Below are 25,154 nucleotides of genomic sequence, written 5' to 3'. Positions count from 1 at the left end.
TTGCTGGTTTTGGGGCTGCTTCGCAGCCCATCGGGGATAAATCCCCTCGCCACAAATGAGTACTTCTTCAGAATGGGTGTTCAGCCCGTTATTGGGTTACGCCAGAGCATCGCACATACCCAACGCCGAGCAATCCACTTCAAACGGCCCGAGGAAATCGACCGAGACCTTTGCCGGTGGATTACCGGCCAGCAGCCCCAGCGTATTTGCCCGCTCAATGTTGTGCGCAATGTTGTGGTTGGCCTCTATGGCCCGGGCCAATGCACCGACCGAGCCTTGACCAATCCCCAGTAATGAAGCGCCATTGGTGATTAATGCCAGACCGGCAATCACCCAGAATCTGTAGCCTTTCATGCTCCACCGACTCCTGCGAGTTCAGTCCTATCAACCATCACGCTGTGCGAACGGTGTTCAAACTGGATGCCGGGGTTTGCGACTTGAATCGGCGCTTCGAACGTGTGTTCCAGTTGCGATGAAATGCTGACGATCAGCACCAGAGCCAGGTAAAGACCGATGGCCAGGTAGGCGCCGAATTTGGCAGAAGAAATGATTGCGCTGGCCATGGTGTTCTCCGTGGGCATGTTTCGATGGCCACAGAATCGATCAAAAAACTTCAGCTAACCACTCAGCGTTTCCCATAGTAACCATCAGCTTCGTTGATTATTTAGCCAGTCTATTTGCGAGTTTGAAGAAACCTATCGTGCCGCGAAAAACACACGCAAACGTGTAGGAGCTGCCAAAGGCTGCGATCTGATCGTTCCCATGCTCAGCGTGGGAATGCCTCTTGGGACGCTCTGCGTCCAGTGACGCGGAGCGTCACGGGCTGCGTTCCCACGCAGAGCGTGGGAACGATCCCAAGGGCAAGATCAAGACTGCAGCCTTCGGCAGCTCCTATAGGGAGTCGCGCGAGGCGGGAATTTCAGTGTTGGGCTTTGTGATCCAGGGCGGCGTAGAAGTTGGCGCTCTGTTGCAGGTATTTCTGGGTGTAGCTCTGGGTGTGGGATTTTTTGCTGTTGATTTCAACGTTGGCGCTGGCTGGCAGAACCACGGTGGCGGAGATGGCGGAAGCGGCGATAACGGAGAAGAGATTGAAGTTCATGGCGGTAACCCTCGTGTTCGGTTGGCTTGCTTGCCCGGTTGGGCCGTGGAGCAAACTTAACGCTCGAGGGTTGATCGCTTGAAATGCTTTGTAGCATTAGCAGTTATCAGCGCGATTAATACAAAGAGACAGGCCCCGTAAACCGGGGCCTGTGGCTTATTGTCGCACTAGAAACTTGAGGTCGCTCGGGGCATCCATCGGCAGTTTCTGCACGGTTTTGCCGAGCAGACCGGTCTTGCCATCGCGTTCGACGACGACAATTTCGTTGCTTTTCTGGTTGGCGATCAGCAGGAATCTGCCACTCGGATCGAGGCTGAATTCGCGCGGGTGATCACCTTCCACCGCACGTTTTTGCAGCTCTTTGAGCTGGCCGGTCGCCGGATCAATGCTGAACACCAGCAGTTGATTAGCGGTGCCACGGTTGCTGACGTAGAGGAATTTGCCGTCCGCCGACGCATGCAGCGCGGCCCCGGCCTTGTCCGATGTCGGTTGGCCAGCGGCCAGATCGACCAGTTGCGTCTGGGTCAGCACGCCGTCGTTGTAGTCGAACACCGCAACCTGCGCGCTCATTTCCATGGTCAGCCAAGCGTGTTTGCCGTCAGCGCTGAACAGCAGATGACGCGGGCCACTGCCGGCAGGCAAAGTCACCGAGGCGGTTTTGGCCGGGGTCAGCGGCAAGTCAGGATTGGCTTTCGGGTCGAATTTATAGATGAAGACTTTGTCCGCACCGAGGTCGTTGGAGAACACATAGCGGCCGTCCGGCGAAGATACCGTCGAGTGCACGTGGTTCGAGGCCTGACGCTCGGGATTGACCCGGCTCGCCGGGTGCGCGCTCATCTGCACCACCGGTTTCAACTTGCCGTCGGCGCCGACCGGCAACACCGCCAGCGTTCCGCCCGGATCTTCCATCACCGAATAGTTGCTGACGAACAGATGGCTGGCGTCCGCGCTGAGGCTCGAATGGGTGGGTTCGTTGCCCAGGCTTTGCACTTGGTTGATCAGGCTCAGCGCGTGGGTCTTCGGATCGATCGCATAGCTGCTGACGCGACCGACCGGGTCTTTCTGGCCAGGGCCGTTTTCATTGACCACGAACAGGCGTTTCTGGTCTTTGGAGAGGGTCAGCCACGATGGGTTTTCACTCTTGATCACTTGCAGCGGTTTGGTGGCGATCTGGCCGGTGGCGCTGTCGAAGTTCATTCGATAGATGCCCTGGCTGGTGCCTGCGGTGTAGGAGCCAACCAGCAACTGGAAGTTTTCTGCGCTGGCGCTGGAAAGGCCCATCGCGCCGACGCTGCCGGCCATCAGCAGCGGCCAGAATTTACGCATTTTCATCGGTTTCATCCTCATCGTCGCTGCCGCCGAAGGCTTCGCTGCAGACCAAGCGGTGCTCACCGGAATCACCAACGATCAACCAGCTTTGCAGGTCATTATCAAAGGTTGCTGCTGCGACCTGCGCCGGCGTGAACTCCCAGTGCTTGGCCGCTCGGCCATCCATGCATTCGATGTGCAGGTTGTCGTCTTCGTCGAGAGAAAATTCGAAGGCATGCAAGCCGTCGATTTCGACCATATCGGAGTGTTCGAGGACGTCGAGAAGGGTTTGGGCAGTCATGGCAAACAGTCTTTCTAGGGGGGAAAGGGCCAATGATAGCTCATTGTCGACGCAGAACCCTGTGGGAGCTGCGGTGCGACGATTCGACTTGCCAGCGATAGCAATCTGTCTGACACATCAATGTTGGATGTGCCGCAGTCATCGCTGGCAAGCCAGCTCCCACAGGGGATTGGGGTTGCTTTAAATGGCGTCGCGCGATGGCTTGCCGTCGACCAGTCGCTGGATGCGCAACGGGTTGGCATTCTTCAGCGGCTCGGGCAGCAAGCTGTCCGGGTAGTTCTGGAAGCACACCGGGCGCAGGAAGCGATCAATGGCGAGCGTGCCGACGGAGGTGCCGCGCGCATCGGACGTCGCCGGATACGGCCCACCGTGCACCATCGAATCGCACACTTCAACGCCAGTCGGATAGCCGTTGAGCAGGATCCGCCCGACCTTCTGTTCCAGCAGCGGTGTCAGTTCCGGGAAGCGTTCGAAGTCCGCCTGCTCGCCGATAATCGTCGCGGTGAGTTGGCCGTGCAGCCCCAGCAACGCCGCGCTGAGTTGCGCCTTGTCCGCGACTTCGACAATCACCGTGGTCGGGCCGAAGACTTCTTCCTGCAGCACTTCATCGCCTTCGATCAACAGGCTTGCATCAGCCTTGAACAATTGCGGCTGCGCCTGATTGCCCTGCTGTGGATTGCCGGCCAGATGCTCGACGCCAGGATGCGCCAGCAGCTTCTGCAAACCTTTGCCGTAGCCGCCGAGGGTGCCAGCGTTGAGCATGGTTTGCGCCGGTTGATCGCCAATCAGCCCGGCAACCTGCTGCACGAACGCGCTGAACTGCGGCGAGCGGATCCCGATGACCAAGCCCGGATTGGTACAGAACTGACCGCAACCCTGCACCACCGACGCAGTGAGGTCGCGGGCCACGGTTTCCGAGCGCTCGGCCAGCGCCTGCGGCAGAACGATCACCGGATTGATGCTCGACATCTCGGCGAACACCGGGATCGGTTGCGGGCGTGCCGCCGCCATGTCGCACAAGGCACGCCCGCCCTTGAGCGAGCCAGTGAAGCCGACAGCCTGGATCGCCGGATGTTTGACCAGCCATTCACCGACGCCGCCGCCATAAACCATGTTGAATACGCCGGCTGGCATCGCGGTTTTTTCCGCCGCACGAATCAGCGCATCGGCGACCAGTTCCGCTGTCGCCATATGGCCGCTGTGTGCCTTGAACACCACCGGGCAACCGGCGGCCAGGGCCGACGCGGTGTCACCGCCAGCGGTGGAAAATGCCAGCGGAAAGTTGCTGGCGCCGAACACCGCCACCGGGCCGAGGCCGATGCGGTACTGGCGCAGATCAGGGCGCGGCAACGGTTGACGATCCGGCAGCGGCAGATCGATCCGCGCACCATAAAAATCACCACGGCGCAGAACTTTGGCAAACAGGCGCATCTGCCCGCTGGTACGCCCGCGTTCACCTTGAATACGCCCGGCCGGTAACGCCGTTTCGCGGCAGACCACGGCGACGAAGTCATCGCCGAGCGCGTCCAGTTCATCGGCAATCGCGTCGAGAAACTGTGCGCGGCGTTCAGCGCTGAGGCTGCGATAAGCCGGGTACGCGGCCGCGGCGGCTTTGGCGGCGGCGTCGACTTCCTGCTCCGTGGCCTGGATGAAATCGTGAGGCAATTGCTCGCCCGTCGTTGCATCGACGGATTGCAGTTTGACGTCGCCAGCTGCGCTGCGCTGCCCGCCGATGTAGTTGTGACCGAGAATCTGAGTCATGGGATCTCCTTAAAGGGTGCCGATGCTGTCCGGTTCAAAAGCCGCTGCAACCGGGGCGATGCCATTGACCAGCGGTGCGCCGAATTCGGCCTGGCTGATCTCGAATACATCGCCCGGTTGCGTGCGGATGCCGTCGGCAAACGACAGGGTCGCGGTGCCGAAGAAGTGAATGTGCACGTCGCCAGGACGCAGGAACTGGCTGTATTTGAAGTGGTGGTATTCGAGGTTGGCGAGGCTGTGGCACATGTTCGCCTCGCCGCTGAGAAACTCGTTCTGCCAGAGCACTTCGCCGTCGCGCAGAATGCGACTGCTGCCCGCAAGGTGTTGAGGTAGTCCGCCGACGCGAAGTTCCGGACCATAACTGCAACTGCGCAGTTTCGAGTGCGCGAGGTACAGGTAATTCTTGCGTTCCATGATGTGGTCGGAAAACTCGTTGCCGACCGCATAGCCCAGCCGATACGGTTTGCCGTCCTGCCCGATGACGTAGAGCCCGGCCATCTCCGGCTCTTCGCCGGCGTCCTCGGCGAACGGCGGCAGCGGGAACGCTTGCCCCGGACGCACGACAATGCTGCCGTCGCCCTTGTAGAACCATTCCGGCTGCACACCGGCCTGCCCCGCCGCCGGTTTGCCACCCTCCACGCCCCATTTGAAGATGCGCATGGTGTCGGTCATCGTCGCTTCGTCGCCCGCTTGCTGATGCATTTTGTCCCGGGCCGAAGCACTGCCGAGATGCGTCAGGCCAGTGCCACTGACCAGCAGGTGCGCCGGGTCTGGATGATCGAGCGGCGGCAAGATGCGCAGGTCGTTGAGCAACTGTGCATAATCGTGGCTGATGCCGAGGCCGAGGGTGTGCACTTGCTGTTCGAGGGTGCTGCCGGCCTCGATGGCCGCCAGCGCCAGATCGCGGGTGCTGCGGGCGTCTTGCACTTCGCGCACGAGACCGCCCGCGACCACGCCGACGCGGCGTTCGCCGTTGCTTAATTCGAATTGAACCAGATGCATGTTCTTCTCCTATTCCTTCGAAAACACCGCTGATCCCTGTGGGAGCTGGCTTGCCAGCGATGGCGGCGGCACATTCAGCATTGATGTGACTGACAGATTGCTATCGCTGGCAAGCCAGCTCCCACAGGGTTTGCGGTGATGGATCGTTTGATATCAGGTTCGCGTGGCACCACGGGCGCTGGCAGCAAACTGGTCGACTGGCAGGACGTGTTTACGTTCCAGCACGCGGTAGACGATTCCGGTCAGGATCAAGCCGAACACCATCACCCCGGAGAGGAAGTACAGACCTGAAGCCAGATTCCCGGTGTACTCCTTCAACGCACCAATCACGAACGGTCCGATGTACCCGCCAAGATTCCCCACCGAGTTGATCAGTGCGATCCCCGCCGCCGCACTCGCGCCAGCAAAGAACCGCCCTGGCAAAGTCCAGAACACCGCCGTGCAGGAAAACAGCGCGAAAGCGACCAGACACAGCGCCGCCAGTTGCGCTACCGGTAACGACAGCCAGGCGCTCATGAACAGGCCAATCGCACCGAGCACGTAGAGCACGGCGAGATGGCCGTAGCGATCATTCATACGGTCGGAACTGCGCGGCACGATCAGCAAGCCGATGATCCCGAAGATGTACGGCACCGACGAGACGAACCCGGTGACCAGATCGCTGCCGCCGAACTGCTTGATCAGCGTCGGTAGCCACAAACCGAGCCCATAAATGCTCAACGTCACCGGCAGATAAAATAGCGCCAGCAGCAACACTCGCTTGTCTTTCAGCGCATGCAACGGATTGCCGTGACGGGTCTGACCGTATGCCTGCAGATCCTTTTTCAGTTCGCCGGTCAGCCAGTCTTTCTCGGCCTGATCCATCCATTTCACTTGTTGCGGGCCATCCGGCAACCAGCGCAGTACCGGCCAGGTCAGCAGGATCGCCGGGGTGCCGATAACGATGAACAGCCACTGCCAGCCATGCAGCCCAAGGATGCCGTCCATGCCCAGCAGGCCGCCGGACACCGGGCCGGTAATCATCATCGCGATGGGTTGCGAGAGGATGAATAGGCCAAGGATCTTGCCGCGATGGCGCACCGGGAACCATTGGGTGATGTAGTACAGAACGCCGGGGAAGAACCCCGCCTCCGCCGCGCCGAGCAGAAAGCGCATCACGTAGAAACTGTGCGGCCCCTGGACGAAGGCCATGCCGATGGTGATGGCGCCCCAGGTAATCATGATCCGCGCAAACCAGCGCCGGGCGCCGAAGCGTTCGAGCATCAGGTTGCTGGGGATTTCGAGGAGAAAGTAGCCGATGAAAAACAGCCCGGCGCCGAGACCGTAGGCGGCGTCGCCGATGCCGATGTCGGCGCCCATGTGCAGCTTGGCGAAGCCGACGGCGGAGCGATCCACATAGGCGATCAGGTATAGCAGGATCAGGAAGGGAATCAGTTTCAGCGTAATGCGCCGGATCAGCCGCAGTTCCTGGCTCATGAGATCGGTCTCCGATTGTTGTTTTTATAGAACCTCGGGAGACGCCTCTCACGAAAAACCGTCAGGGCCATCCCTCCGTCGAAAACGACTATATAGTATTACTAATTACCCAACAACACTTCCAAACCATCGATTTTGCGCTTATGTTAGGCCGTAGCTCGAACACTATAGTCATACAATAAGAGAATCGATCATGTCTGATAAGAAACCCACCCTGCGCTCCGCCCAATGGTTTGGCACGGCCGACAAGAACGGCTTCATGTACCGCAGCTGGATGAAGAATCAGGGCATCGCCGACCACCAGTTTCATGGCAAGCCGATCATCGGCATCTGCAACACCTGGTCGGAACTGACCCCGTGCAACGCGCACTTCCGCCAGATCGCGGAGCACGTCAAACGCGGGGTGATCGAGGCCGGTGGTTTCCCGGTGGAATTCCCGGTGTTCTCCAATGGCGAATCGAACCTGCGCCCGACCGCGATGCTGACGCGCAACCTGGCGAGCATGGACGTTGAAGAAGCGATTCGCGGCAACCCGATTGACGGCGTGGTGCTGCTGACCGGTTGCGACAAAACCACCCCGGCGCTGCTGATGGGCGCGGCCAGTTGCGACGTGCCGGCCATCGTCGTGACCGGCGGGCCGATGCTCAACGGCAAGCACAAAGGCAAGGACATCGGCTCCGGAACTGTGGTCTGGCAGCTCAGCGAACAGGTCAAGGCCGGCACCATCACCATCGACGATTTTCTGGCGGCCGAGGGCGGCATGTCGCGTTCCGCGGGCACCTGCAACACCATGGGCACGGCGTCGACCATGGCCTGCATGGCGGAAGCTCTCGGCACTTCCCTGCCGCACAACGCGGCGATTCCGGCGGTGGATGCGCGGCGTTATGTGTTGGCACACATGTCCGGTATGCGTGCGGTGGAGATGGTTCGCGAGGATCTGAAACTGTCGAAGATTCTGACCAAGGAAGCCTTCGAGAACGCTATTCGGGTCAACGCAGCCATCGGTGGTTCGACCAACGCGGTGATTCACTTGAAAGCCATCGCCGGACGCATCGGCGTCGAGCTGGATCTGGACGACTGGACCCGCATCGGGCGCGGCATGCCGACCATCGTCGACCTGCAACCGTCCGGGCGTTTCCTGATGGAAGAGTTCTATTACGCCGGTGGTTTGCCAGCGGTGCTGCGCCGTCTCGGTGAAGCCAATCTGATCCCTAATCCGAACGCATTGACCGTCAATGGCAAGTCCATCGGCGAGAACACCAAGGACGCGCCGATTTACGGCGAGGACGAGGTGATCCGCACGCTCGACAATCCGATCCGCGCCGACGGTGGAATTTGCGTGTTGCGCGGTAACCTGGCGCCACTCGGCGCGGTGCTCAAGCCGTCCGCCGCCACCCCGGAACTGATGCAACATCGTGGCCGTGCGGTGGTGTTCGAGAACTTCGACATGTACAAGGCGCGGATCAACGATCCGGAACTGGATGTCGATAAAGATTCCATTCTGGTGATGAAGAACTGCGGGCCGAAGGGTTATCCGGGCATGGCCGAGGTCGGCAACATGGGCTTGCCGGCCAAGCTGTTGGCGCAGGGTGTGACCGACATGGTGCGCATTTCTGACGCGCGAATGAGCGGCACGGCGTACGGCACCGTGGTTTTGCACGTAGCGCCGGAAGCAGCGGCTGGTGGGCCTTTGGCAACGGTCAAGGAAGGCGACTGGATCGAGCTGGATTGCGCGACCGGACGTTTGCATCTGGATATTCCGGATGCCGAGCTGGCGGCGCGCATGGCCGATCTGCAACCGCCGCAGCAATTGTTGGTGGGCGGGTATCGTCAGTTGTACATCGACCATGTGCTGCAGGCGGATCAGGGTTGTGATTTTGACTTCCTGGTCGGGTGCCGAGGCGCCGAAGTGCCACGCCATTCCCACTAACACCGCCGTCCCCTGTGGGAGCTGGCTTGCCAGCGATTACGGTCTTTCAGCTGACATTCATGTTGACTGACACTCCGCCATCGCTGGCAAGCCAGCTCCCACATTTGCTTTTTGTATACGCCTCAAGATTGTGTCGTGCCTGCTATGATGCGCGCCATCTCCATCGCTCAGGATCGCGCCGTTCCCCATGGATTACCGCAAACCTTCCGACCGTAAAAGCATGCACTCGCGCATCGTCCAGGAACTGGGCATGCAGATCGTCTCCGGACGCTTTTTGCCCGATGACAAACTGCCCGCCGAAGCCTTGCTCTGCGAGGAGTACGCGGTCAGTCGGCCGGTGTTGCGTGAAGCCACGCGGGTGCTGGTGGCCAAGGGGCTGGTGTATTCCAAACCGCGTGTCGGCACGGTGGTCAAGGCTCGGCGCGAGTGGCACATGCTCGATCCGGATGTGCTGCACTGGCTGATGCAAAGTAGCCCGCAGAATGAGTTTTTCAACGTGCTGACCAGCGTGCGCAGCATCATCGAACCCGCCGCCGCCGCCCTCGCCGCCCAACATGCGACCGAGGCCGACATTGCCCTCATCGGCGAAGCCTACCAACGCATGGAAGCGGCGCCGACGCCGGAAGCCCTGTTGCAACCGGATCTGGACTTTCATAGCCGGATTGCCGATGCGACGCACAATGATTTGCTGGCGAACCTGTGCAACATGCTGTCGGTGGCGATTGCCGAAGCGTTGAAGCATTCGAATCAACGGCCGAATCTGCATGAATTGGCGTTGCCTCGGCACAAGGCGATTCTCACCGCGATCGAAAATCGCGATGCGTTGGGGGCACGGCATGCGACGTTGGTGCAGTTGGATGATGCCCGAAGTGCGCTTAGCGTCGTGCTAGGCACAGAACTTTCCTGAACACCAAAGAACCTGTGGGAGCTGGCTTGCCAGCGATGAGGGCTTAGCATTCAACATTGCTGTTGGATGTTAGTCCGCTATCGCTGGCAAGCCAGCTCCCACAGGGTTTTGTGTGGATCATAAGATGTAAAAAAGCCGCAACCCTGAGGTTGCGGCTTTGTCGTTTCAGCCTTGCAGATCAGTGAGCAAACAGCGAGTTGCCCTTCTGGCCCGCCAGCTTCTCCGGTTTGATCAGGAACTTCGCCAGTGCCGGCAACAGCCACAGCGCACCGAACATGTTCCACAGCAGCATGAAGGTCAGCATCAGGCCCATGTCGGCCTGGAACTTGATCGCCGAGAAGATCCAGGTGCACACGCCGATGGCCAGGCACAGACCGGTGAACAGCACCGCTTTACCGGTGGATTTCAGGGTTTGGTAATAAGCTTCCTGCAACGGCAGACCGGCACGCAGGAAACTTTCCAGACGGCTGTAGATGTAGATGCCGTAGTCGACACCAATCCCCACCCCCAGCGCCACTACTGGCAGCGTCGCGACTTTCACGCCGATGCCCATGAACGCCATCAGCGCGTTGCCGAGTACCGAGGTCAGCACCAGCGGCAGGACGATGCACAAGGTCGCCGCCCACGAGCGGAAGGTGATCATGCACATCACCGCCACGCAGATGTACACCAGAATCAGGATGGTCAGCTCAGCCTGTTTGATGACTTCGTTGGTGGCCGCTTCGATCCCGGCGTTACCCGCTGCGAGGATGAATTCCAGACCGTCCTTGTTGTTGTCCTTGGCGAATTCCTGCACCGCATGCACCGCACGATCGAGGGTTTCGGCCTTGTGATCGTTGAGGAACACCAGTACCGGCGCGAGCGAGCAACTGTTGTTGTACAGACCGTCAGCGCGGGCAATCGAGTTGTTCAGCACATCCGGGTTACGCGACAGGGTTTCCCATTTCAGGTTGCCCTCGTTCATGCCCTTGATCATCTGCTTGGACACAGTCACCAGCGAGATCGCCGACTGCACGCCCTCGGTGTTCTGCATCTTCCACATCAGTTCGTCGATTGGCGCCATGGCCTCAAAGCGTGAACAGCCTTCCGCCTTGGTCTTGACCATCACCACCAGCACATCGGAACTGGTCGAGTAGTTGTTGATGATGAAGTTGTTGTCCTTGTTGTAGCGCGAGTCCGGACGCAGCTCCGGCGCGCCCTGGTCGAGGTCGCCGATTTTCAGGTTCTGGCTGTACCAGAGGCCGCCGCCGAAGGCGATCAGCGCCAGCACTACCGAGATGCGTGCGACTTTCGGGTTGGCGAAGTTCGACAGCAGGCGCCAGAACGGGTGTTCGCGGTTCGCGTCCTTCTTGCTCTTGGCAATCGCCCGCTTGCTGATGCCGACATAGGAAATCGCTACCGGCAGCAGGATCAGGTTGGTGAACACGATCACCGCCACGCCAATGGACGCGCCGATGGCCAGTTCACGGATCACGCCGATGTCGATGATCAACAGCGTGATGAAACCCACCGCATCCGCGAGAATCGCGATCATCCCCGGCAGGAACAGTTGCCGGAAGGTGCGTCGCGCTGCGGTCAGGGCGTTATCGGCCTCACTGGATTGCAGGGCGATACCGTTGATCTTCTGCACGCCGTGGGAAATGCCGATGGCGAAAATCAGGAACGGCACCAGCATCGAATACGGATCGAGACCGAAACCGAAAAAGTGCATCAGCCCGAGTTGCCAGACCACCGCCACCAGCGTCGTGCTGAGCACCGCGATGGTGCTACGCACGCAGTTGGTGAACCACAGCAGCAGAATCAAGGTGATGACGAAGGCGATGCCGAAGAACATCACCACCATCACCAGACCGTCGATCAGGTCACCGACCTTCTTGGCGAAACCGACGATGTGGATCTTGACGTTAGGGTTCTGCGCTTCGAACTTGTTGCGGATCTTGTCTTCGAGTTCATGGGAGAACTTGCGGTAGTCCAGCGCCAGCAACTTGCCCTGGTCATCCGGGTCCGGATAGGACTCCAGCAACGGGATGTCGACAATGCTCGACTTGAAGTCGTTGGCCACCAGACGCCCGACCTGACCGGACTTGAGCACGTTGTTGCGCAGCAGGTCGAGGCTGTCCTGCGAGCCGTTGTAGCTCTGCGGGATCACTTCGCCGCCGGCAAAACCTTCTTCGGTCACTTCGGTCCAGCGTACGCTCGGGCTCCACAGCGACTTGAGGCCGGAACGGTCGACGCCGGAGATGTAGAACACCTCGTCGTTGATCTGACGCAGGGTCTCCATGTACTCCTTGGAGAAGATGTCGCCGTCGGTGGCTTCCACCGAAATCCGCACGGTGTTGCCCAGGTTCGCCAGATCGTTGCGGTGCTCCATCATCTTCTCGATGAACGGATGCTTGAGCGGGATCATTTTTTCGAAGCTGGTCGACGGCCGGATCAGCGTGGCCTGCCAGAACAGGAAAATACTGACCACCAGACAGATAAGGATCACGGCCGGCCGGTTGTTGAAAATCAGACGTTCGAGGAACGTCGCCTTGTCCTGCTGAGGAGTGATCAAGGAAGTCATAGCCCCGCCTTCTTATTATTGATCTCGGCGCCGTTTGGCAGTGTGGTGTGCACACCGCCCTGCCCGGTCAGAATCAGGTTGCCGTCGCCAGCCGCAGTGACCGAGGAGAGCGAAATGCGATCCGGGCGGTTGAACACGCTGAAGGTTTCGCCATTGTCGCTACTGCTGATCACCGAACCGCCGTTGCCAACGATGACGATGGAGCCGTCCGCCAGCAGCGTGGCGCCGGACAGGCCGAACTCCAGCGCACCGCGTGCGGCTTTCAGTTCGACCTGCTCCCAGGTGCTGCCGAAATCGGTGGAGCGGTAAAGGTTGCCGCGCAAGCCGTAGGCCAGCAGGGTCTGCGCTTGCGCGGTGCCGATCACGCCGAACAGCGAGCCCTCGTACGGGCCTTCGAGTTTTTCCCAGGTCTGGCCCCAGTCGGCGGAGCGGAACATGCTGCCGGACTCGCCGACGATGAACAGCCCGGCGTCTTTCACCGCCGCGATGGCGTTGAGGTGGAACTGGTCTTCGTTGTCGAGGCGGTCGCTGACGTCTTCCCAGTGTTTGCCGCCGTCGGTGGTTTCCAGCAGCGCGCCATACGCGCCCACGGCGAGGCCGCTGTCGACGTCCTTGAACCAGACGTCGAGCAGCGGCGATTCACGTTTGAGGTCTTCGAATTGCTTGGTCCAGGTCAGACCGCCGTCTTCACTGGCGAGAATCTGCGCGTCATGGCCGACCGCCCAGCCGTGCTTGTCGTCGACAAAGTACACCGCCGTGAGCAGTTGCCGGCTCGGCACCTTGGCTTGAGTCCAGGTCTTGCCCTGGTCATCGGAATAGACGATGTGCCCGCGATCTCCGACCGCCACCAGCCGCGTTCCGGCGTGGACAACATCGAGAATCAGGCTTTTCGTGGCTTTGGCGGATTCGGTGGCGTACACCACGTCGGCCGGGGCCTCGGCGGCGATCACAGGTGCCGACAACGTGGCGAAGCCCAGCAGAGAGAGTGCTGTGGCCAGCAACGCGGTGTTGCGTAACGCCGGCGGGCGGCAACGACTCATAGACCTTCCCCTATTTATTATTGTTAGGCCATCTGGCCTTCAAGGGCGCCGCAAGTGTGCTCCAGTGATGGCTGGTCAGAAGCATAGTCCTGAAACCCGCAATCCAGAGCCACTTCGGAAGCTGGCCCATCCTATCGGGCTTTAGAAACGTCTGACAATCGGCGCCACGTTATCTTTTGTTAACCAAAAGCGGCCCGCTATTGCCGAGATATTCCCCTTGTAGGAGTGAGCCTGCTCGCGATAGCGGTGTGTCAGTTAGCAATTGTTCAGTTGACACACCGCTATCGCGAGCAGGCTCACTTCTACAGGGGATCGTGGGGGCTTTGGGATTTGAATGCATGACCATTCGCCGGAGTGATGCGGCGAAACTTGTGAGGAGGACTTGCACGATCAGTATTATGGTATACCATCAGACGCACAGACACTCTCAATCCCCCAACGGAGCAGCTCATGAGTTTCGAAATTCGCAAGATCGTCAGCTATGTCGAAGAGACCTTCATCGAAGGCGGCAAGGCCGCTGACAAGCCAGTGACCATGGTCGGCCTCGCCGTGGTGATGAAAAACCCGTGGGTGGGTAACGGTTTCGTTGAAGACCTCAAGCCGCAGATCCGCGCCAATTGCTCCGACCTCGGTGCACTGATGGTCGAGCGTCTGGTTGGCATCATCGGCGGCGCCGAGAAGATCGAGGCCTACGGCAAAGCGGCCGTGGTCGGCGCCGATGGCGAGATCGAACACGCCTCCGCCGTGATCCACACCCTGCGCTTCGGCAATCACTACCGCGAAGCCGTCAACGCCAAGAGCTATCTGAGCTTCACCAACAAGCGCGGCGGCCCGGGCACCTCGATCCAGATCCCGATGATGCACAAGGACGACGAAGGCCAGCGTTCGCACTACATCACTCTGGAAATGCAGATCGAAGACGCGCCGCGTGCCGACGAAATCGTCGTGGTGCTCGGTTGCGCCGACGGTGGTCGCCTGCATCCGCGCATCGGCAACCGTTACATCGATCTGGAAGAACTGGCCGCCGAAAAAGCCCAGTAATCACAATAAAAAGGCATTGCAGGAGCGCTCCATGATTCGGCTCACCGCTGAACTCACCCCGGCTGGCACCAGTTACCTGGCGACCGGCCAAGGCCAGCCCGTGGTCTTGATCCACGGCGTGGGCCTGAACAAAGAAATGTGGGGCGGCCAGATCGTTGGCCTGTCGGCCCAATATCAGGTGATCGCCTACGACATGCTCGGCCACGGCGCCAGCCCGCGACCGGCCAGCGGCACCGACCTGCTCGGGTACGCTGATCAGCTGCTGGAACTACTCGATCACTTGAACCTGCCTGAGGCAGCGGTGATCGGTTTTTCCATGGGCGGGCTGGTGGCGCGGGCGTTTGCCTTGCATTACCCGCAGCGCCTGCAAAGCCTTGTGGTGTTGAACAGCGTGTTCAACCGCAGCGAAGAGCAGCGTGCCGGCGTTATCGCCCGCACCGCTCAGGCTGCCGAACATGGACCGGACGCCAATGCCGAAGCGGCGCTGTCACGCTGGTTCAGCCGTGAATATCAGGCGGCTAACCCTGCGCAGATCGCCGCGATCCGCCAGACCCTCGCCGGCAATGATCCGCAAGGCTATCTGACCACTTATGAGCTGTTCGCCACCCAAGACATGTACCGCGCCGACGACCTGGGCAGCATTCAGGCGCCGACGCTGATTGCCACCGGCGAACTCGACCCGGGTTCGACCCCGGAAATGGCCGAGCAACTGGCCCGGCGCATCCCCGGCGCGAAGGTTGCCGTGCTGCCCGAGCAACGGCATATGATGCCCGTAGAGTCGCCGCGACTGGTCAACCAGACGCTGCTGGAATTTCTCCAATTCGCACACTCCCGACAAAACCAAATAAAGGGGATCGTTGCATGACACTCGCACGCTTCCAGATGTGCATCGGCGGAGAATGGGTCGACGCTCTCTCCGGCAAGACTTTCGAAAGCCTCAACCCGGCCTCCGCACAAGCCTGGGCGCAACTGCCCGACGCCGATGAAGCGGACGTCGAACGCGCCGTGCAATCGGCGCAGGCCGCGTTCGACAGCCCGGCCTGGCGCGGCCTCACCGCCACCGCACGGGGCAAACTGCTGCGTCGCCTCGGTGACCTGATCGCGGAAAACAAGGAACAACTGGCGCAGCTGGAAAGCCGCGACAACGGCAAACTGATCCGCGAAACCCGTGGTCAGGTCAGCTATCTGCCGGAGTTCTTCCACTACACCGCAGGCCTCGCCGACAAGCTCGAAGGCGGCACGCTGCCGCTGGATAAGCCCGACCTGTTCGCCTACACCGTGCACGAAGCGATGGGTGTGGTCGCCGCGATCATTCCGTGGAACAGCCCGCTGTACCTGACCGCAATCAAACTCGCTCCGGCCCTCGCCGCCGGCAACACGATTGTGATCAAGCCGTCCGAGCACGCCTCGGCGACGATTCTGGAGCTGGCGCGTCTGGCCCTCGAAGCCGGGATTCCGCCGGGCGTGGTCAACGTCGTCACCGGTTACGGCCCGAGCACCGGCGCCGCCCTCACCCGCCATCCGCTGATCCGCAAGATCGCCTTTACTGGCGGCGCGGCGACGGCGCGGCACGTGGTGCGCAGCAGCGCCGAGAACTTCGCCAAGCTATCGCTGGAACTGGGCGGCAAGTCGCCGAACATCATCTTCGCCGATGCCGATCTGGACAGCGCGATCAACGGCGCGATTGCCGGGATCTACGCGGCATCGGGTCAGAGTTGCGTGTCGGGTTCGCGCCTGTTGGTGCAGGACGAAATCTACGACGAATTCGTCAATCGGCTGGTCGAGCGCGCCCAACGCATCCGCATCGGCAATCCGCAGGAAGACAACAGTGAAATGGGCCCGATGGCCACTGCGCAGCAGCTGGCGGTGGTCGAAGGTCTTGTGGCTGATGCCATCGCAGAAGGTGCGCGTTTGCGTACCGGCGGCAAGCGTCCGGCAGGTCTTGGTGAAGGCTGGTTCTACGAGCCGACGCTGTTCGAATGCGACCGCAATTCGATGAAGATCATGCAGGAAGAAGTGTTCGGCCCGGTGGCTTCGGTGATTCGATTCAAAGATGAAGCTGAAGCGCTGGCGATCGCCAACGACTCGCAGTTCGGCCTCGCCGCCGGCATCTGGACCCGCGATCTCGGTCGCGCCCATCGCCTCGCCCGGGATGTGCGTTCGGGGATCATCTGGGTCAACACCTACCGTGCGGTCTCGGCGATGGCGCCGATTGGCGGCTTCAAGAACAGTGGCTATGGACGCGAAAGCGGCATCGACTCGGTGCTGGCTTACACCGAACTGAAAACGGTGTGGATCAACCTCTCTCAGGCGCCAATGCCTGATCCGTTTGTGATGCGCTAGGAGTCCTGCGAAATGATCGAACCCGGCATTTACAAAGACGTGATGAGTTCGTTTCCGTCTGGCGTCACGGTGGTCACCACCCTCGATCCGGATGGCGGCATCGTCGGCATCACCGCCAGCGCCTTTAGCGCGCTGTCGATTGACCCGGCGCTGGTGCTGTTCTGTCCCAACTACGCTTCCGACACCTATCCGGTTTTGCGCGACAGCAAGAAATTCGCGATCCATTTGCTGTCCGCCGAGCAGACCGCCGAGGCCTATGCGTTTGCTGGTAAAGGCAAGGACAAGGCCAAGGATATCGAGTGGCATCTGAGCGAACTCGGTAACCCGATTCTGGCCAAAGCGACGGCGATCATCGAGTGTGAACTGTGGCGGGAATACGACGGCGGTGATCACGCAATCATCGTGGGCGCGGTGAAGAACCTGATCCTGCCGGCGCAACCGGTGACGCCGATGATCTACCACAAAGGCAAGCTCGGGCCATTGCCGACACTGGCCTGACAGAACAATGCAAAATCCTGTGGGAGCTGGCTTGCCAGCGATGAGGACTTAACATTCAACATCGATGTTGGCTGATAGTCCGCTATCGCTGGCAAGCCAGCTCCCACAGGGATTGAGGTGAGGCGAAGAATATGAATAACGAGAAGTACGAAAAAGGCCTGAAGATTCGCACCGAGGTGCTCGGCGAAGCCTACGTCCAGCGCTCCATCGACAACGCCGATGACTTCACCCGCCCCCTGCAGGAAATGGTCACCGAATACTGTTGGGGTCATGTCTGGGGCCGCGAAGGCTTGTCGCTCAAGGAGCGCAGCATGATCAACCTGGCGATGATCTCGGCGCTCAACCGTCCGCACGAACTCAAGCTGCATGTGCGCGGCGCCTTGCGTAACGGCCTGAGTCGTGAGCAAATACGCGAAATTCTGCTTCAGGTCGGCATTTATTGCGGCGTCCCGGCGGCCGTGGACAGTTTCCGGCTCGCCCGTGAAGCCTTCGCCGAAGCCGACGCCGAGGCCTCCAGTTAACCCCTCGGCTGTTTTGATGCCCGTCTGGCATGGACAGCCACAGTAAAGAGCGGACCCCATGAAACGCCAGCCACTCGACGACAGCTTCAAGGTCAATCGCAACCCCGTTACCCTGCGCGAAATCGTGCTGGATAAACTGCGTAGCGCGATCATGAATTTCCAGCTCATGCCGGGCGATCGTCTGGTGGAGCGCGATCTGTGTGATCGCCTGGGTGTCAGCCGCACATCGGTGCGCGAAGCCTTGCGTCACCTTGAATCCGAAGGCCTGGTCGAGTTCGCCGATGCCAAAGGCCCGCGCGTGGCAATCATCACCCTCGCCGATGCCGTCGATATCTATGAGCTGCGCTGCGTGCTCGAAGGTTTGATCGTCCAGCTGTTCACGCTGCGCGCCAAGGCCAAGGACATCAAAGCCCTGGAAAAAGCCCTCGACGAGAACCGCAAGGCACTCAAGGACGGCGAACTGCAACAGGTGATCGACTCGGTGCAGGGCTTCTACGACGTGCTGCTGGAAGGTTCGGGCAACCATGTTGCGGCGACTCAGCTGCGTCAGTTGCAGGCTCGCATCAGCTACTTGCGCGCGACCTCGGTTTCCCAGGAAAACCGTCGTGGCGCTAGTAATCAGGAAATGGAAAAAATGGTCGCGGCGATCAAGAGCGGCGATCCGCTGGCCGCGCATCAGGCCTGTGTTGATCACGTTCGCGCTGCCGCTGCGGTGGCACTCGACTATCTCAAGCGCAAGCAGGAAGAGACCGGGGCTACCCCGCCAATCACCCTGCCGATTGCGCTGAAAGAACCTCGTATAGGTCACTGATATGTTCAGCCCGAGCTATTGCCCGAAATGCGGTGGCCCTGACCTCAGTCAGCAGGTACCGCCGGGCGATACGCACGAACGCCTGATGTGTCGCGGCTGCGGCTACATCCACTACGTCAATCCGAAGATCATTGCCGGCTGCATCATCGAGCAGGACGGCAAATACCTCTTGTGCCAACGGGCGATTCCCCCGCGCCCGGGCACCTGGACGCTGCCGGCCGGCTTCATGGAAAGCGGCGAGACCACCGAGCAGGCGGCGCTGCGTGAAGTCTGGGAAGAAAGCGGCGTGCGTGCGGAGATTCTCTCGCCCTATTCGATTTTCAGCGTGCCGAAGATCAGCGAGGTGTACATCATCTTCCGCGCCATCGCGCTGGAGATCACCGGGCAGTACGGGCCGGAAACGCTGGACTACAAGTTCTTTGCGCCTGAAGACATCCCGTGGGAACAGATCTATTACCCGGCGATCCGGCAGATTCTCGAGCGCTATATCGAGGAGCGCCAGGCTGGGGTTTACGGGATCTACATGGGCAATGACGACAGCGGCAAGATCCACTTTATCCGCTGAAGACCGCATTCCCCCCTGCCTGATCGTTCCCACGCTCCGCGTGGGAATGCAGCCCGGGACGCTCCGCGTCCCTTCAAAAGCCGAACGCGCAGCGTCCGAAGAGGCATTCCCACGCGGAGCGTGGGAACGATCACTTCCGCGGGGTTCAGAGTGGGGCGATGCCTTCGACGATGATGATTTCCGCCTTCGCCCATTCCTCGCGGTAACTTTTCGCCTCCTGGTACGCCGCCGATTGGTAGCACGCCACGGCTTTTTCGTAGCTTTCAAACTCGATCACCACACTGCGTTGCGGCGTCCTGCGCCCTTCCATCGCCTCGCTGCGCCCGCCTCTCGCGAGAAACTTCGCGCCGAACTCGGCGAAGGCCGCCGGCGCGCGCTGGGTGTATTGGCTGTAGTGATCGGCATCGGCGATATCCACATGAGCAATCCAGTACGCCTTCATAGTGACCTCTTTGTTGATTTTGTATTATGGTATACCAATATATTTCCAACGAACCCTGAGAGTCCAGCATGGCCTTCAACAGCATCGAAGAAATCATCGAAGATTATCGTCTCGGCAAAATGGTCCTGCTGGTCGATGACGAAGATCGCGAAAACGAGGGCGACCTGCTGCTGGCCGCCGACTGCTGCACGCCCGAGGCGATCAGCTTCATGGCGCGTGAAGCGCGGGGGCTGATCTGCCTGACGCTGACTGACGAACATTGCCAGCGTTTGGGCCTTGAGCAAATGGTGCCGGCCAACGGCAGCGTGTTCAGCACAGCCTTCACGGTGTCGATTGAAGCGGCGGTTGGCGTCACCACCGGCATATCCGCCGCCGACCGCGCCTGCACGGTTGCCGCTGCCGTAGCCAAAGACGCTCGCGCCGAAGACCTGGTACAGCCGGGCCATATCTTTCCGTTGCGTGCCAAGGAAGGTGGCGTGCTGACCCGCGCCGGTCATACCGAAGCGGGTTGCGATTTAGCGCGTCTCGCCGGTTTCACACCGGCCTCGGTCATCGTTGAGGTGATGAACGACGACGGCACCATGGCCCGTCGCCCGGATCTGGAAGTGTTTGCACGCAAGCACGGGATCAAGATCGGCACCATCGCCGAACTGATCCACTATCGACTCAGCACCGAACACACCATCGAACGGATTGGCGAACGTGAGCTGCCGACGGTGCACGGCACGTTCCGCTTGATCACCTTTGAGGATCGCATCGAGGGCGGCGTGCATATGGCCATGGTCATGGGCGATCTGCGCCGCGAAGAGCCGACGCTGGTGCGCGTGCATGTGATTGATCCGCTGCGTGATCTGGTCGGTGCCGAGTACAGCGGGCCGAGCAACTGGACACTGTGGGCGGCGCTGCAACGGGTTGCCGCTGAAGGGCATGGGGTTGTGGTGGTATTGGCCAATCATGAGTCGTCGCAGGCGTTGCTTGAGCGCGTGCCGCAATTGACCCAACCGCCGCGGCAGTTCAGTCGCTCGCAATCGCGGATTTATTCCGAGGTGGGGACTGGGGCGCAGATTTTGCAGAATCTGGGGGTTGGCAAGCTGCGTCATCTCGGCCCACCGCTGAAGTATGCGGGGTTGACCGGGTATGACTTGGAAGTGGTCGAGAGCATCCCCTTCACCGAATAACCCACGTCGAGCACAAATCCAAATGTAGGAGTGAGCCTGCTCGCGATAGCGGTGTGACATTCAGCAATGATGTTGACTGATACACCGCTATCGCGAGCAGGCTCACTCCTACAGGGTTTTGCATTTCAAACTGATTCCTCTGAGCTTCCAAAAAACAGATTCGCCAGATAACCGGTAAGGCAAAGTGCTTGCACAAAGTTTGGAATACCATAATATGATATTCCATAGACCGGACACTCCAACGAACGTCCATCTACTGCTCCCGATAGGCGGGCAACAACGCAAGCCCGCTCAAAAACACAACAATGAGGGCGTAAAAATGGTGTTGAACAAAGCTGCAACCGCGATCTTTTTTGCGGGACTGCTCAGCGTCACCGGCCAGGCTGCAATGGCTGCCGACAGCGTGAATTTTGTCAGCTGGGGTGGAAGCACCCAGGATGCGCAGAAACAGGCCTGGGCCGATCCGTTCAGCAAAGCCAGCGGCATCACCGTGGTGCAGGACGGGCCGACCGACTACGGCAAACTCAAAGCCATGGTCGAGAGCGGCAACGTGCAGTGGGACGTGGTCGATGTCGAAGCCGATTTCGCCCTGCGCGCCGCCGCTGAAGGCCTGCTCGAACCCCTCGATTTCAAAGTGATTCAGCGCGACAAGATCGACCCGCGTTTCGTCAGCGATTACGGCGTCGGCTCGTTCTTCTTCTCCTTCGTCCTCGGCTACAACGAGGGCAAACTCGGCGCCAACAAGCCGCAGGACTGGAGCGCGCTGTTCGACACCAAAACCTACCCCGGCAAACGCGCCCTGTACAAATGGCCAAGCCCCGGCGTGCTCGAACTGGCGCTGCTGGCCGACGGCGTAGCGGCCGACAAGCTCTACCCGCTGGATCTGGATCGCGCCTTCAAGAAACTCGACACCATCAAGAAAGACATCGTCTGGTGGGGCGGCGGCGCGCAGTCGCAGCAACTGCTGGCCTCTGGCGAAGCGAGCATGGGTCAGTTCTGGAACGGCCGCATTCACGCCCTGCAAGAAGACGGCGCGCCGGTTGGCGTGAGCTGGAAACAGAACCTGGTCATGGCCGACATTCTGGTGATTCCAAAAGGCTCGAAAAACAAGGACGCGGCGATGAAGTTTCTGGCCAATGCCAGCAGCGCCAAAGGCCAGGCCGACTTCTCCAACCTGACCGCCTACGCCCCGGTCAACCTCGACAGTGTGGAGCGTCTGGATTCGACGCTGGCCCCCAACCTGCCGACTGCCTACGCTAAGGATCAGATCACTCTTGATTTCGCGTACTGGGCCAAAAACGGCCAGGCCATCGCGACACGGTGGAACGAATGGCTGGTCAAATGAAAATGGCGGCCACCGCGTCCCGTCCCTCCACTGCCACCGGGAGCGCCGCGAGCGCTGCCGGCTCGGCCCACGGAAAACAGGCGGTTGCGATGCAGCAAGCCCCGTCCCTCAGACAACGCTGGCGCGGCGCCGGCAACCTCGCACCGGCGCTGCTGTTCATCGGCCTGTTCTTTCTCGCGCCGTTGATTGGCCTGCTGTTGCGCGGCGTGCTCGAACCGACCCCGGGCCTTGGCAACTACGAACAACTGTTCGCCAACTCGGCGTATGCGCGGGTGCTGCTCAACACCTTTTCGGTGGCCGGGCTGGTGACGCTGTTCAGCCTGCTGCTGGGCTTTCCGCTGGCCTGGGCGATCACCCTGGTGCCGCGTGGCTGGGGTCGCTGGATCCTCAACATCGTGCTGCTGTCGATGTGGACCAGCCTGCTCGCCCGCACCTATTCATGGCTGGTGCTGCTGCAAGCGTCCGGGGTGATCAACAAGGCCCTGATGGCGATGGGCATCATCGATCAGCCGCTGGAAATGGTGCATAACCTCACCGGTGTGGTGATCGGCATGAGCTACATCATGATCCCGTTCATCGTGCTGCCGTTGCAGGCGACCATGCAGGCCATCGACCCGATGATTCTGCAGGCTGGTTCGATCTGTGGCGCCAGCCCGTGGACCAACTTCTTCCGGGTGTTCCTGCCGCTGTGCCGGCCGGGTCTGGCCTCCGGCGGCTTGATGGTGTTCGTGATGTCGCTCGGTTACTACGTCACCCCGGCACTGCTCGGCGGCGCGCAGAACATGATGCTGCCGGAGTTCATCATTCAGCAGGTGCAATCGTTCCTCAACTGGGGCCTGGCCAGTGCCGGCGCCGCGTTGCTGATCGCGATCACTTTGGTGCTGTTCTACTTCTACCTGAAGCTTCAGCCGGAATCCCCGGTTGGCGCCAGTAACGCGAGGTAAGCCGACATGCTCCTGACTCCCAATGCGATGAGCCGGCGCATGCGTTTCGGCCTCTACGCCACCACCGGGCTGATCGGTCTGTTCCTGCTGTTGCCGATCGTCTTCATCGTGCTGTTGTCGTTCGGCTCGTCGCAGTGGCTGGTGTTTCCACCGCCGGGCTGGACGCTGAAATGGTACGGCCAGTTCTTCTCCAACCCGGACTGGATGAACGCTGCAGCGGCAAGCCTCAAGGTTGCCGTGCTGACCACGATCTGCGCCGTGGCCCTGGGTCTGCCGACCGCGTTCGCGCTGGTGCGCGGGCGTTTTCCCGGCCGGGAAATGCTCTACGGCCTGTTCACCCTGCCGATGATCGTGCCACTGGTGATCATCGCCGTGGCGGTGTACGCGCTGTTCCTCAAGCTCGGTTACACCGGGACGATGTTCGCCTTCGTGGTCAGCCATGTGATCGTCGCGTTGCCGTTCACCATCATCTCGATCATCAACTCGCTGAAGCTGTTCGATCAGTCGATTGAAGACGCGGCAGTGATCTGCGGAGCCTCGCGTCTGCAAGCAGTGTTCAAGGTGACCTTCCCGGCGATTCGTCCGGGCATGGTCGCCGGCGCCCTCTTCGCCTTCCTCGTTTCGTGGGATGAAGTGGTGCTCAGCGTGATGATGGCCAGCCCGACCCTGCAAACCCTTCCCGTGAAAATGTGGACCACCCTGCGCCAGGACCTGACACCGGTGATCGCCGTCGCTTCGACGCTGCTGATCGGCTTGTCAGTGTTGGTCATGGTGATCGCCGCCGCGCTGCGCCGGCGCAACGAAATCAGCGCCTGAGCGCCCAGGAGTACGACATGAGTGCCGTGATCAAAGACGCATCCCAGCAGAACGACAAACCCCTGGTCAGCCTGCGCAACCTGAACAAGCATTACGGCGACTTTGCCGCCGTCGACAACATCTCGCTGGACATCAAGGACGGCGAGTTCCTGACCTTCCTTGGCTCCAGCGGCTCGGGCAAAAGCACCACGCTGTCGATGCTTGCCGGGTTCGAAACGCCGAGCAGCGGCGAGATACTCGTCAACGGCCAATCGCTGGTGAACGTGCCGCCGCACAAGCGTGACATCGGCATGGTGTTTCAGCGTTATTCGCTGTTCCCGCATCTGTCGGTGCGCGACAACATCGCGTTTCCCTTGGCGATTCGCAAACTTGCCGCAGCCGAACGTGACAAGCGTGTCGATGCGATGTTGAAACTGGTGCAACTTGAGCAGTTCGCCCATCGCCGCCCTTCGCAATTGTCTGGCGGCCAGCAACAGCGTGTCGCCATCGCCCGGGCGCTGGTTTACGAACCGCGCATTCTGTTGATGGACGAACCGCTCGGTGCGCTGGATAAAAAGCTGCGTGAAGACTTGCAGGACGAATTGCGCCAACTGCATCGTCGTCTGGGCATCACCATTGTTTACGTGACCCACGACCAGGAAGAAGCCATGCGCTTGTCGCAACGCATTGCAATTTTCAGTCACGGCAAGATTGTCGGTCTGGGCAGCGGATATGACCTTTATCAGAATCCGCCGAATGCCTTTGTCGCCTCGTTTCTGGGGAACTCGAACTTCCTCAAACTCAAGGCCCAGGGCAATGCAGCGGCAAGTTTTGAAGGGCAGTCGTTGTCGATTCGGCTGACGGCGGGATTGCACACCGATCAGGATGTATTGCTGATGGTGCGGCCGGAAAAAGCCTTGGCCTTGAGCGTACCGCAGGCGCTCAGCGAACCGCTGCCGTCGGGTTGGAACGAGGTGTCAGCGAAGGTCGTGGAAGTGTTGTTTCTCGGGGAAAGCCAGACCTGCAGCGTGGTCACCTCGGGCGGCACCTCGATGACGGTGAAGGCATTGTCCGCGGCCGGCATGCCGCTCAAGGCCGGGGATCCGGTGCGAGTGCGCTGGGCGACTGCCGACGCCTGCGTCTACACCGAGTGGACTGAAAGCGACCTCAACAAGGCTGCGGGTTCTCAATTAGAACGAGTCGTCTGCTCCCCCTCACCCCAGCCCTCTCCCTGAGGGAGAGGGAGCCGACCGAGGTGTCTTGCGTCTGACATCGACCTGAAAG

General features: G+C 60.4%; 25 protein-coding genes. 14 read left to right on the top strand and 11 right to left on the bottom strand.

Going from position 1 to position 25,154, the window contains the following annotated elements; all coding sequences use genetic code 11:
• Positions 1-96: 96 nt before the first annotated feature.
• The 8 genes from AC3WMT_RS23430 to AC3WMT_RS23395 form a co-directional block, all read right to left on the bottom strand.
• Positions 97-354: a hypothetical protein gene (locus AC3WMT_RS23430; RefSeq protein ID WP_103305764.1), complete on the bottom strand. Its 258-nt coding sequence runs from the start codon at positions 352-354 to the stop codon at positions 97-99.
• Complete coding sequence (locus AC3WMT_RS23425; RefSeq protein WP_103305763.1) at positions 351-563, bottom strand: hypothetical protein; 213 nt, start codon at positions 561-563, stop codon at positions 351-353. Before AC3WMT_RS23425 ends, AC3WMT_RS23430 begins: the two co-directional genes overlap by 4 nt.
• A gap of 356 nt (positions 564-919) precedes the next feature.
• Complete coding sequence (locus tag AC3WMT_RS23420) at positions 920-1,099, bottom strand: hypothetical protein (RefSeq protein ID WP_007917967.1); 180 nt, start codon at positions 1,097-1,099, stop codon at positions 920-922.
• A gap of 156 nt (positions 1,100-1,255) precedes the next feature.
• Positions 1,256-2,431 (bottom strand): lactonase family protein, encoded by a 1,176-nt coding sequence (locus AC3WMT_RS23415; RefSeq protein WP_103305762.1) that lies wholly within the window; start codon positions 2,429-2,431, stop codon positions 1,256-1,258.
• Positions 2,418-2,708, bottom strand: a complete 291-nt coding sequence (locus AC3WMT_RS23410; protein WP_103305761.1) for a DUF5629 family protein — start codon at positions 2,706-2,708, stop codon at positions 2,418-2,420. The genes AC3WMT_RS23415 and AC3WMT_RS23410 overlap by 14 nt, the downstream gene beginning before the upstream one ends.
• A 180-nt stretch (positions 2,709-2,888) precedes the next feature.
• Complete coding sequence (locus tag AC3WMT_RS23405) at positions 2,889-4,469, bottom strand: aldehyde dehydrogenase (NADP(+)) (RefSeq protein ID WP_103305760.1); 1,581 nt, start codon at positions 4,467-4,469, stop codon at positions 2,889-2,891.
• Positions 4,470-4,478: 9 nt separating this feature from the next.
• Positions 4,479-5,471, bottom strand: a complete 993-nt coding sequence (gene araD1 / locus AC3WMT_RS23400; RefSeq protein WP_103305759.1) for an AraD1 family protein — start codon at positions 5,469-5,471, stop codon at positions 4,479-4,481.
• Positions 5,472-5,624: 153 nt separating this feature from the next.
• The gene (locus AC3WMT_RS23395) at positions 5,625-6,947 is read right to left on the bottom strand and encodes an MFS transporter (protein ID WP_103305758.1); all 1,323 of its coding nucleotides are present in this window, start codon (positions 6,945-6,947) and stop codon (positions 5,625-5,627) included.
• Between the two features lie 193 nt (positions 6,948-7,140).
• Here AC3WMT_RS23395 and AC3WMT_RS23390 point away from each other — a divergent pair, with 193 nt between their 5' ends.
• Both AC3WMT_RS23390 and AC3WMT_RS23385 read left to right on the top strand, forming a co-directional pair.
• Positions 7,141-8,877, top strand: coding sequence for an IlvD/Edd family dehydratase (locus AC3WMT_RS23390; protein WP_007917984.1), 1,737 nt, complete (start codon positions 7,141-7,143; stop codon positions 8,875-8,877).
• Positions 8,878-9,064: 187 nt separating this feature from the next.
• Positions 9,065-9,784, top strand: a complete 720-nt coding sequence (locus tag AC3WMT_RS23385; RefSeq protein WP_103305757.1) for a FadR/GntR family transcriptional regulator — start codon at positions 9,065-9,067, stop codon at positions 9,782-9,784.
• Between the two features lie 178 nt (positions 9,785-9,962).
• Here AC3WMT_RS23385 and AC3WMT_RS23380 read toward each other — a convergent pair whose 3' ends face one another.
• A complete protein-coding gene (locus AC3WMT_RS23380; protein ID WP_103305756.1) occupies positions 9,963-12,347 on the bottom strand; it encodes an efflux RND transporter permease subunit in 2,385 nt (794 codons plus the stop codon).
• Positions 12,344-13,387, bottom strand: coding sequence for a WD40/YVTN/BNR-like repeat-containing protein (locus tag AC3WMT_RS23375; protein ID WP_103305755.1), 1,044 nt, complete (start codon positions 13,385-13,387; stop codon positions 12,344-12,346). The genes AC3WMT_RS23380 and AC3WMT_RS23375 overlap by 4 nt, the downstream gene beginning before the upstream one ends.
• A gap of 450 nt (positions 13,388-13,837) precedes the next feature.
• Between AC3WMT_RS23375 and AC3WMT_RS23370 the strand changes: the two genes are divergently transcribed.
• From AC3WMT_RS23370 to AC3WMT_RS23340, 7 genes are all read left to right on the top strand, one after another.
• Positions 13,838-14,428 (top strand): amino acid synthesis family protein, encoded by a 591-nt coding sequence (locus AC3WMT_RS23370; protein ID WP_103305754.1) that lies wholly within the window; start codon positions 13,838-13,840, stop codon positions 14,426-14,428.
• A gap of 31 nt (positions 14,429-14,459) precedes the next feature.
• Entirely contained in the window at positions 14,460-15,293 is an 834-nt protein-coding gene (locus AC3WMT_RS23365; RefSeq protein ID WP_103305753.1) for an alpha/beta fold hydrolase, read from the top strand.
• On the top strand, positions 15,290-16,771 hold the full coding sequence (locus AC3WMT_RS23360) for an aldehyde dehydrogenase (protein ID WP_103305752.1): 1,482 nt from the start codon (positions 15,290-15,292) through the stop codon (positions 16,769-16,771). Before AC3WMT_RS23365 ends, AC3WMT_RS23360 begins: the two co-directional genes overlap by 4 nt.
• A gap of 12 nt (positions 16,772-16,783) precedes the next feature.
• Positions 16,784-17,269 (top strand): flavin reductase family protein, encoded by a 486-nt coding sequence (locus AC3WMT_RS23355; RefSeq protein WP_103305751.1) that lies wholly within the window; start codon positions 16,784-16,786, stop codon positions 17,267-17,269.
• A 131-nt stretch (positions 17,270-17,400) separates the two neighbouring features.
• Positions 17,401-17,790, top strand: coding sequence for a carboxymuconolactone decarboxylase family protein (locus AC3WMT_RS23350; RefSeq protein ID WP_103305750.1), 390 nt, complete (start codon positions 17,401-17,403; stop codon positions 17,788-17,790).
• 58 nt (positions 17,791-17,848) lie between these two features.
• Positions 17,849-18,601, top strand: a complete 753-nt coding sequence (locus AC3WMT_RS23345) for a GntR family transcriptional regulator (RefSeq protein ID WP_103305749.1) — start codon at positions 17,849-17,851, stop codon at positions 18,599-18,601.
• A gap of 1 nt (position 18,602) precedes the next feature.
• A complete protein-coding gene (locus tag AC3WMT_RS23340; protein ID WP_103305748.1) occupies positions 18,603-19,166 on the top strand; it encodes an NUDIX hydrolase in 564 nt (187 codons plus the stop codon).
• Positions 19,167-19,311: 145 nt separating this feature from the next.
• On the opposite strand, the gene AC3WMT_RS23335 is transcribed toward AC3WMT_RS23340, so the two are convergent.
• On the bottom strand, positions 19,312-19,608 hold the full coding sequence (locus tag AC3WMT_RS23335) for a DUF1330 domain-containing protein (RefSeq protein ID WP_103305747.1): 297 nt from the start codon (positions 19,606-19,608) through the stop codon (positions 19,312-19,314).
• Positions 19,609-19,676: 68 nt separating this feature from the next.
• On the opposite strand from AC3WMT_RS23335, the gene ribBA reads away from it, so the two are divergent.
• The 5 genes from ribBA (at position 19,677) to AC3WMT_RS23310 (ending at position 25,105) form a co-directional block, all read left to right on the top strand.
• On the top strand, positions 19,677-20,786 hold the full coding sequence (gene ribBA / locus AC3WMT_RS23330) for a bifunctional 3,4-dihydroxy-2-butanone-4-phosphate synthase/GTP cyclohydrolase II (RefSeq protein ID WP_103305746.1): 1,110 nt from the start codon (positions 19,677-19,679) through the stop codon (positions 20,784-20,786).
• Between the two features lie 319 nt (positions 20,787-21,105).
• Positions 21,106-22,131: an ABC transporter substrate-binding protein gene (locus AC3WMT_RS23325; RefSeq protein WP_103305745.1), complete on the top strand. Its 1,026-nt coding sequence runs from the start codon at positions 21,106-21,108 to the stop codon at positions 22,129-22,131.
• Positions 22,128-23,075 carry an ABC transporter permease gene (locus tag AC3WMT_RS23320; protein ID WP_177431443.1) on the top strand — a complete coding sequence of 316 codons (948 nt, stop codon included), beginning with the start codon at positions 22,128-22,130 and terminating at the stop codon, positions 23,073-23,075. The genes AC3WMT_RS23325 and AC3WMT_RS23320 overlap by 4 nt, the downstream gene beginning before the upstream one ends.
• Positions 23,076-23,081: 6 nt before the next feature.
• Complete coding sequence (locus tag AC3WMT_RS23315; RefSeq protein ID WP_007918021.1) at positions 23,082-23,891, top strand: ABC transporter permease; 810 nt, start codon at positions 23,082-23,084, stop codon at positions 23,889-23,891.
• Between the two features lie 17 nt (positions 23,892-23,908).
• A complete protein-coding gene (locus AC3WMT_RS23310; RefSeq protein WP_103305743.1) occupies positions 23,909-25,105 on the top strand; it encodes an ABC transporter ATP-binding protein in 1,197 nt (398 codons plus the stop codon).
• Positions 25,106-25,154: the final 49 nt, after the last annotated feature.

This window comes from Pseudomonas sp. FW305-7 (assembly GCF_058786735.1).
The sequence above is the reverse complement of the archived record's forward strand: the minus strand, read 5'-3'. Positions and strand labels throughout refer to the sequence as shown.

Coding starts and splice junctions, on each gene's coding strand:
- araD1 (WP_103305759.1), bottom strand. CDS start 5,471: ATGCATCTGGTTCAATTCGAATTAAGCAACGGCGAACGCCGCGTCGGC.
- AC3WMT_RS23335 (WP_103305747.1), bottom strand. CDS start 19,608: ATGAAGGCGTACTGGATTGCTCATGTGGATATCGCCGATGCCGATCAC.
- AC3WMT_RS23325 (WP_103305745.1), top strand. CDS start 21,106: ATGGTGTTGAACAAAGCTGCAACCGCGATCTTTTTTGCGGGACTGCTC.
- AC3WMT_RS23425 (WP_103305763.1), bottom strand. CDS start 563: ATGGCCAGCGCAATCATTTCTTCTGCCAAATTCGGCGCCTACCTGGCC.
- AC3WMT_RS23395 (WP_103305758.1), bottom strand. CDS start 6,947: ATGAGCCAGGAACTGCGGCTGATCCGGCGCATTACGCTGAAACTGATT.
- AC3WMT_RS23360 (WP_103305752.1), top strand. CDS start 15,290: ATGACACTCGCACGCTTCCAGATGTGCATCGGCGGAGAATGGGTCGAC.
- AC3WMT_RS23320 (WP_177431443.1), top strand. CDS start 22,128: ATGAAAATGGCGGCCACCGCGTCCCGTCCCTCCACTGCCACCGGGAGC.
- AC3WMT_RS23345 (WP_103305749.1), top strand. CDS start 17,849: ATGAAACGCCAGCCACTCGACGACAGCTTCAAGGTCAATCGCAACCCC.
- AC3WMT_RS23390 (WP_007917984.1), top strand. CDS start 7,141: ATGTCTGATAAGAAACCCACCCTGCGCTCCGCCCAATGGTTTGGCACG.
- AC3WMT_RS23365 (WP_103305753.1), top strand. CDS start 14,460: ATGATTCGGCTCACCGCTGAACTCACCCCGGCTGGCACCAGTTACCTG.
- AC3WMT_RS23420 (WP_007917967.1), bottom strand. CDS start 1,099: ATGAACTTCAATCTCTTCTCCGTTATCGCCGCTTCCGCCATCTCCGCC.
- AC3WMT_RS23385 (WP_103305757.1), top strand. CDS start 9,065: ATGGATTACCGCAAACCTTCCGACCGTAAAAGCATGCACTCGCGCATC.
- ribBA (WP_103305746.1), top strand. CDS start 19,677: ATGGCCTTCAACAGCATCGAAGAAATCATCGAAGATTATCGTCTCGGC.
- AC3WMT_RS23350 (WP_103305750.1), top strand. CDS start 17,401: ATGAATAACGAGAAGTACGAAAAAGGCCTGAAGATTCGCACCGAGGTG.
- AC3WMT_RS23380 (WP_103305756.1), bottom strand. CDS start 12,347: ATGACTTCCTTGATCACTCCTCAGCAGGACAAGGCGACGTTCCTCGAA.
- AC3WMT_RS23415 (WP_103305762.1), bottom strand. CDS start 2,431: ATGAAAATGCGTAAATTCTGGCCGCTGCTGATGGCCGGCAGCGTCGGC.
- AC3WMT_RS23370 (WP_103305754.1), top strand. CDS start 13,838: ATGAGTTTCGAAATTCGCAAGATCGTCAGCTATGTCGAAGAGACCTTC.
- AC3WMT_RS23430 (WP_103305764.1), bottom strand. CDS start 354: ATGAAAGGCTACAGATTCTGGGTGATTGCCGGTCTGGCATTAATCACC.
- AC3WMT_RS23310 (WP_103305743.1), top strand. CDS start 23,909: ATGAGTGCCGTGATCAAAGACGCATCCCAGCAGAACGACAAACCCCTG.
- AC3WMT_RS23315 (WP_007918021.1), top strand. CDS start 23,082: ATGCTCCTGACTCCCAATGCGATGAGCCGGCGCATGCGTTTCGGCCTC.
- AC3WMT_RS23375 (WP_103305755.1), bottom strand. CDS start 13,387: ATGAGTCGTTGCCGCCCGCCGGCGTTACGCAACACCGCGTTGCTGGCC.
- AC3WMT_RS23410 (WP_103305761.1), bottom strand. CDS start 2,708: ATGACTGCCCAAACCCTTCTCGACGTCCTCGAACACTCCGATATGGTC.
- AC3WMT_RS23340 (WP_103305748.1), top strand. CDS start 18,603: ATGTTCAGCCCGAGCTATTGCCCGAAATGCGGTGGCCCTGACCTCAGT.
- AC3WMT_RS23355 (WP_103305751.1), top strand. CDS start 16,784: ATGATCGAACCCGGCATTTACAAAGACGTGATGAGTTCGTTTCCGTCT.
- AC3WMT_RS23405 (WP_103305760.1), bottom strand. CDS start 4,469: ATGACTCAGATTCTCGGTCACAACTACATCGGCGGGCAGCGCAGCGCA.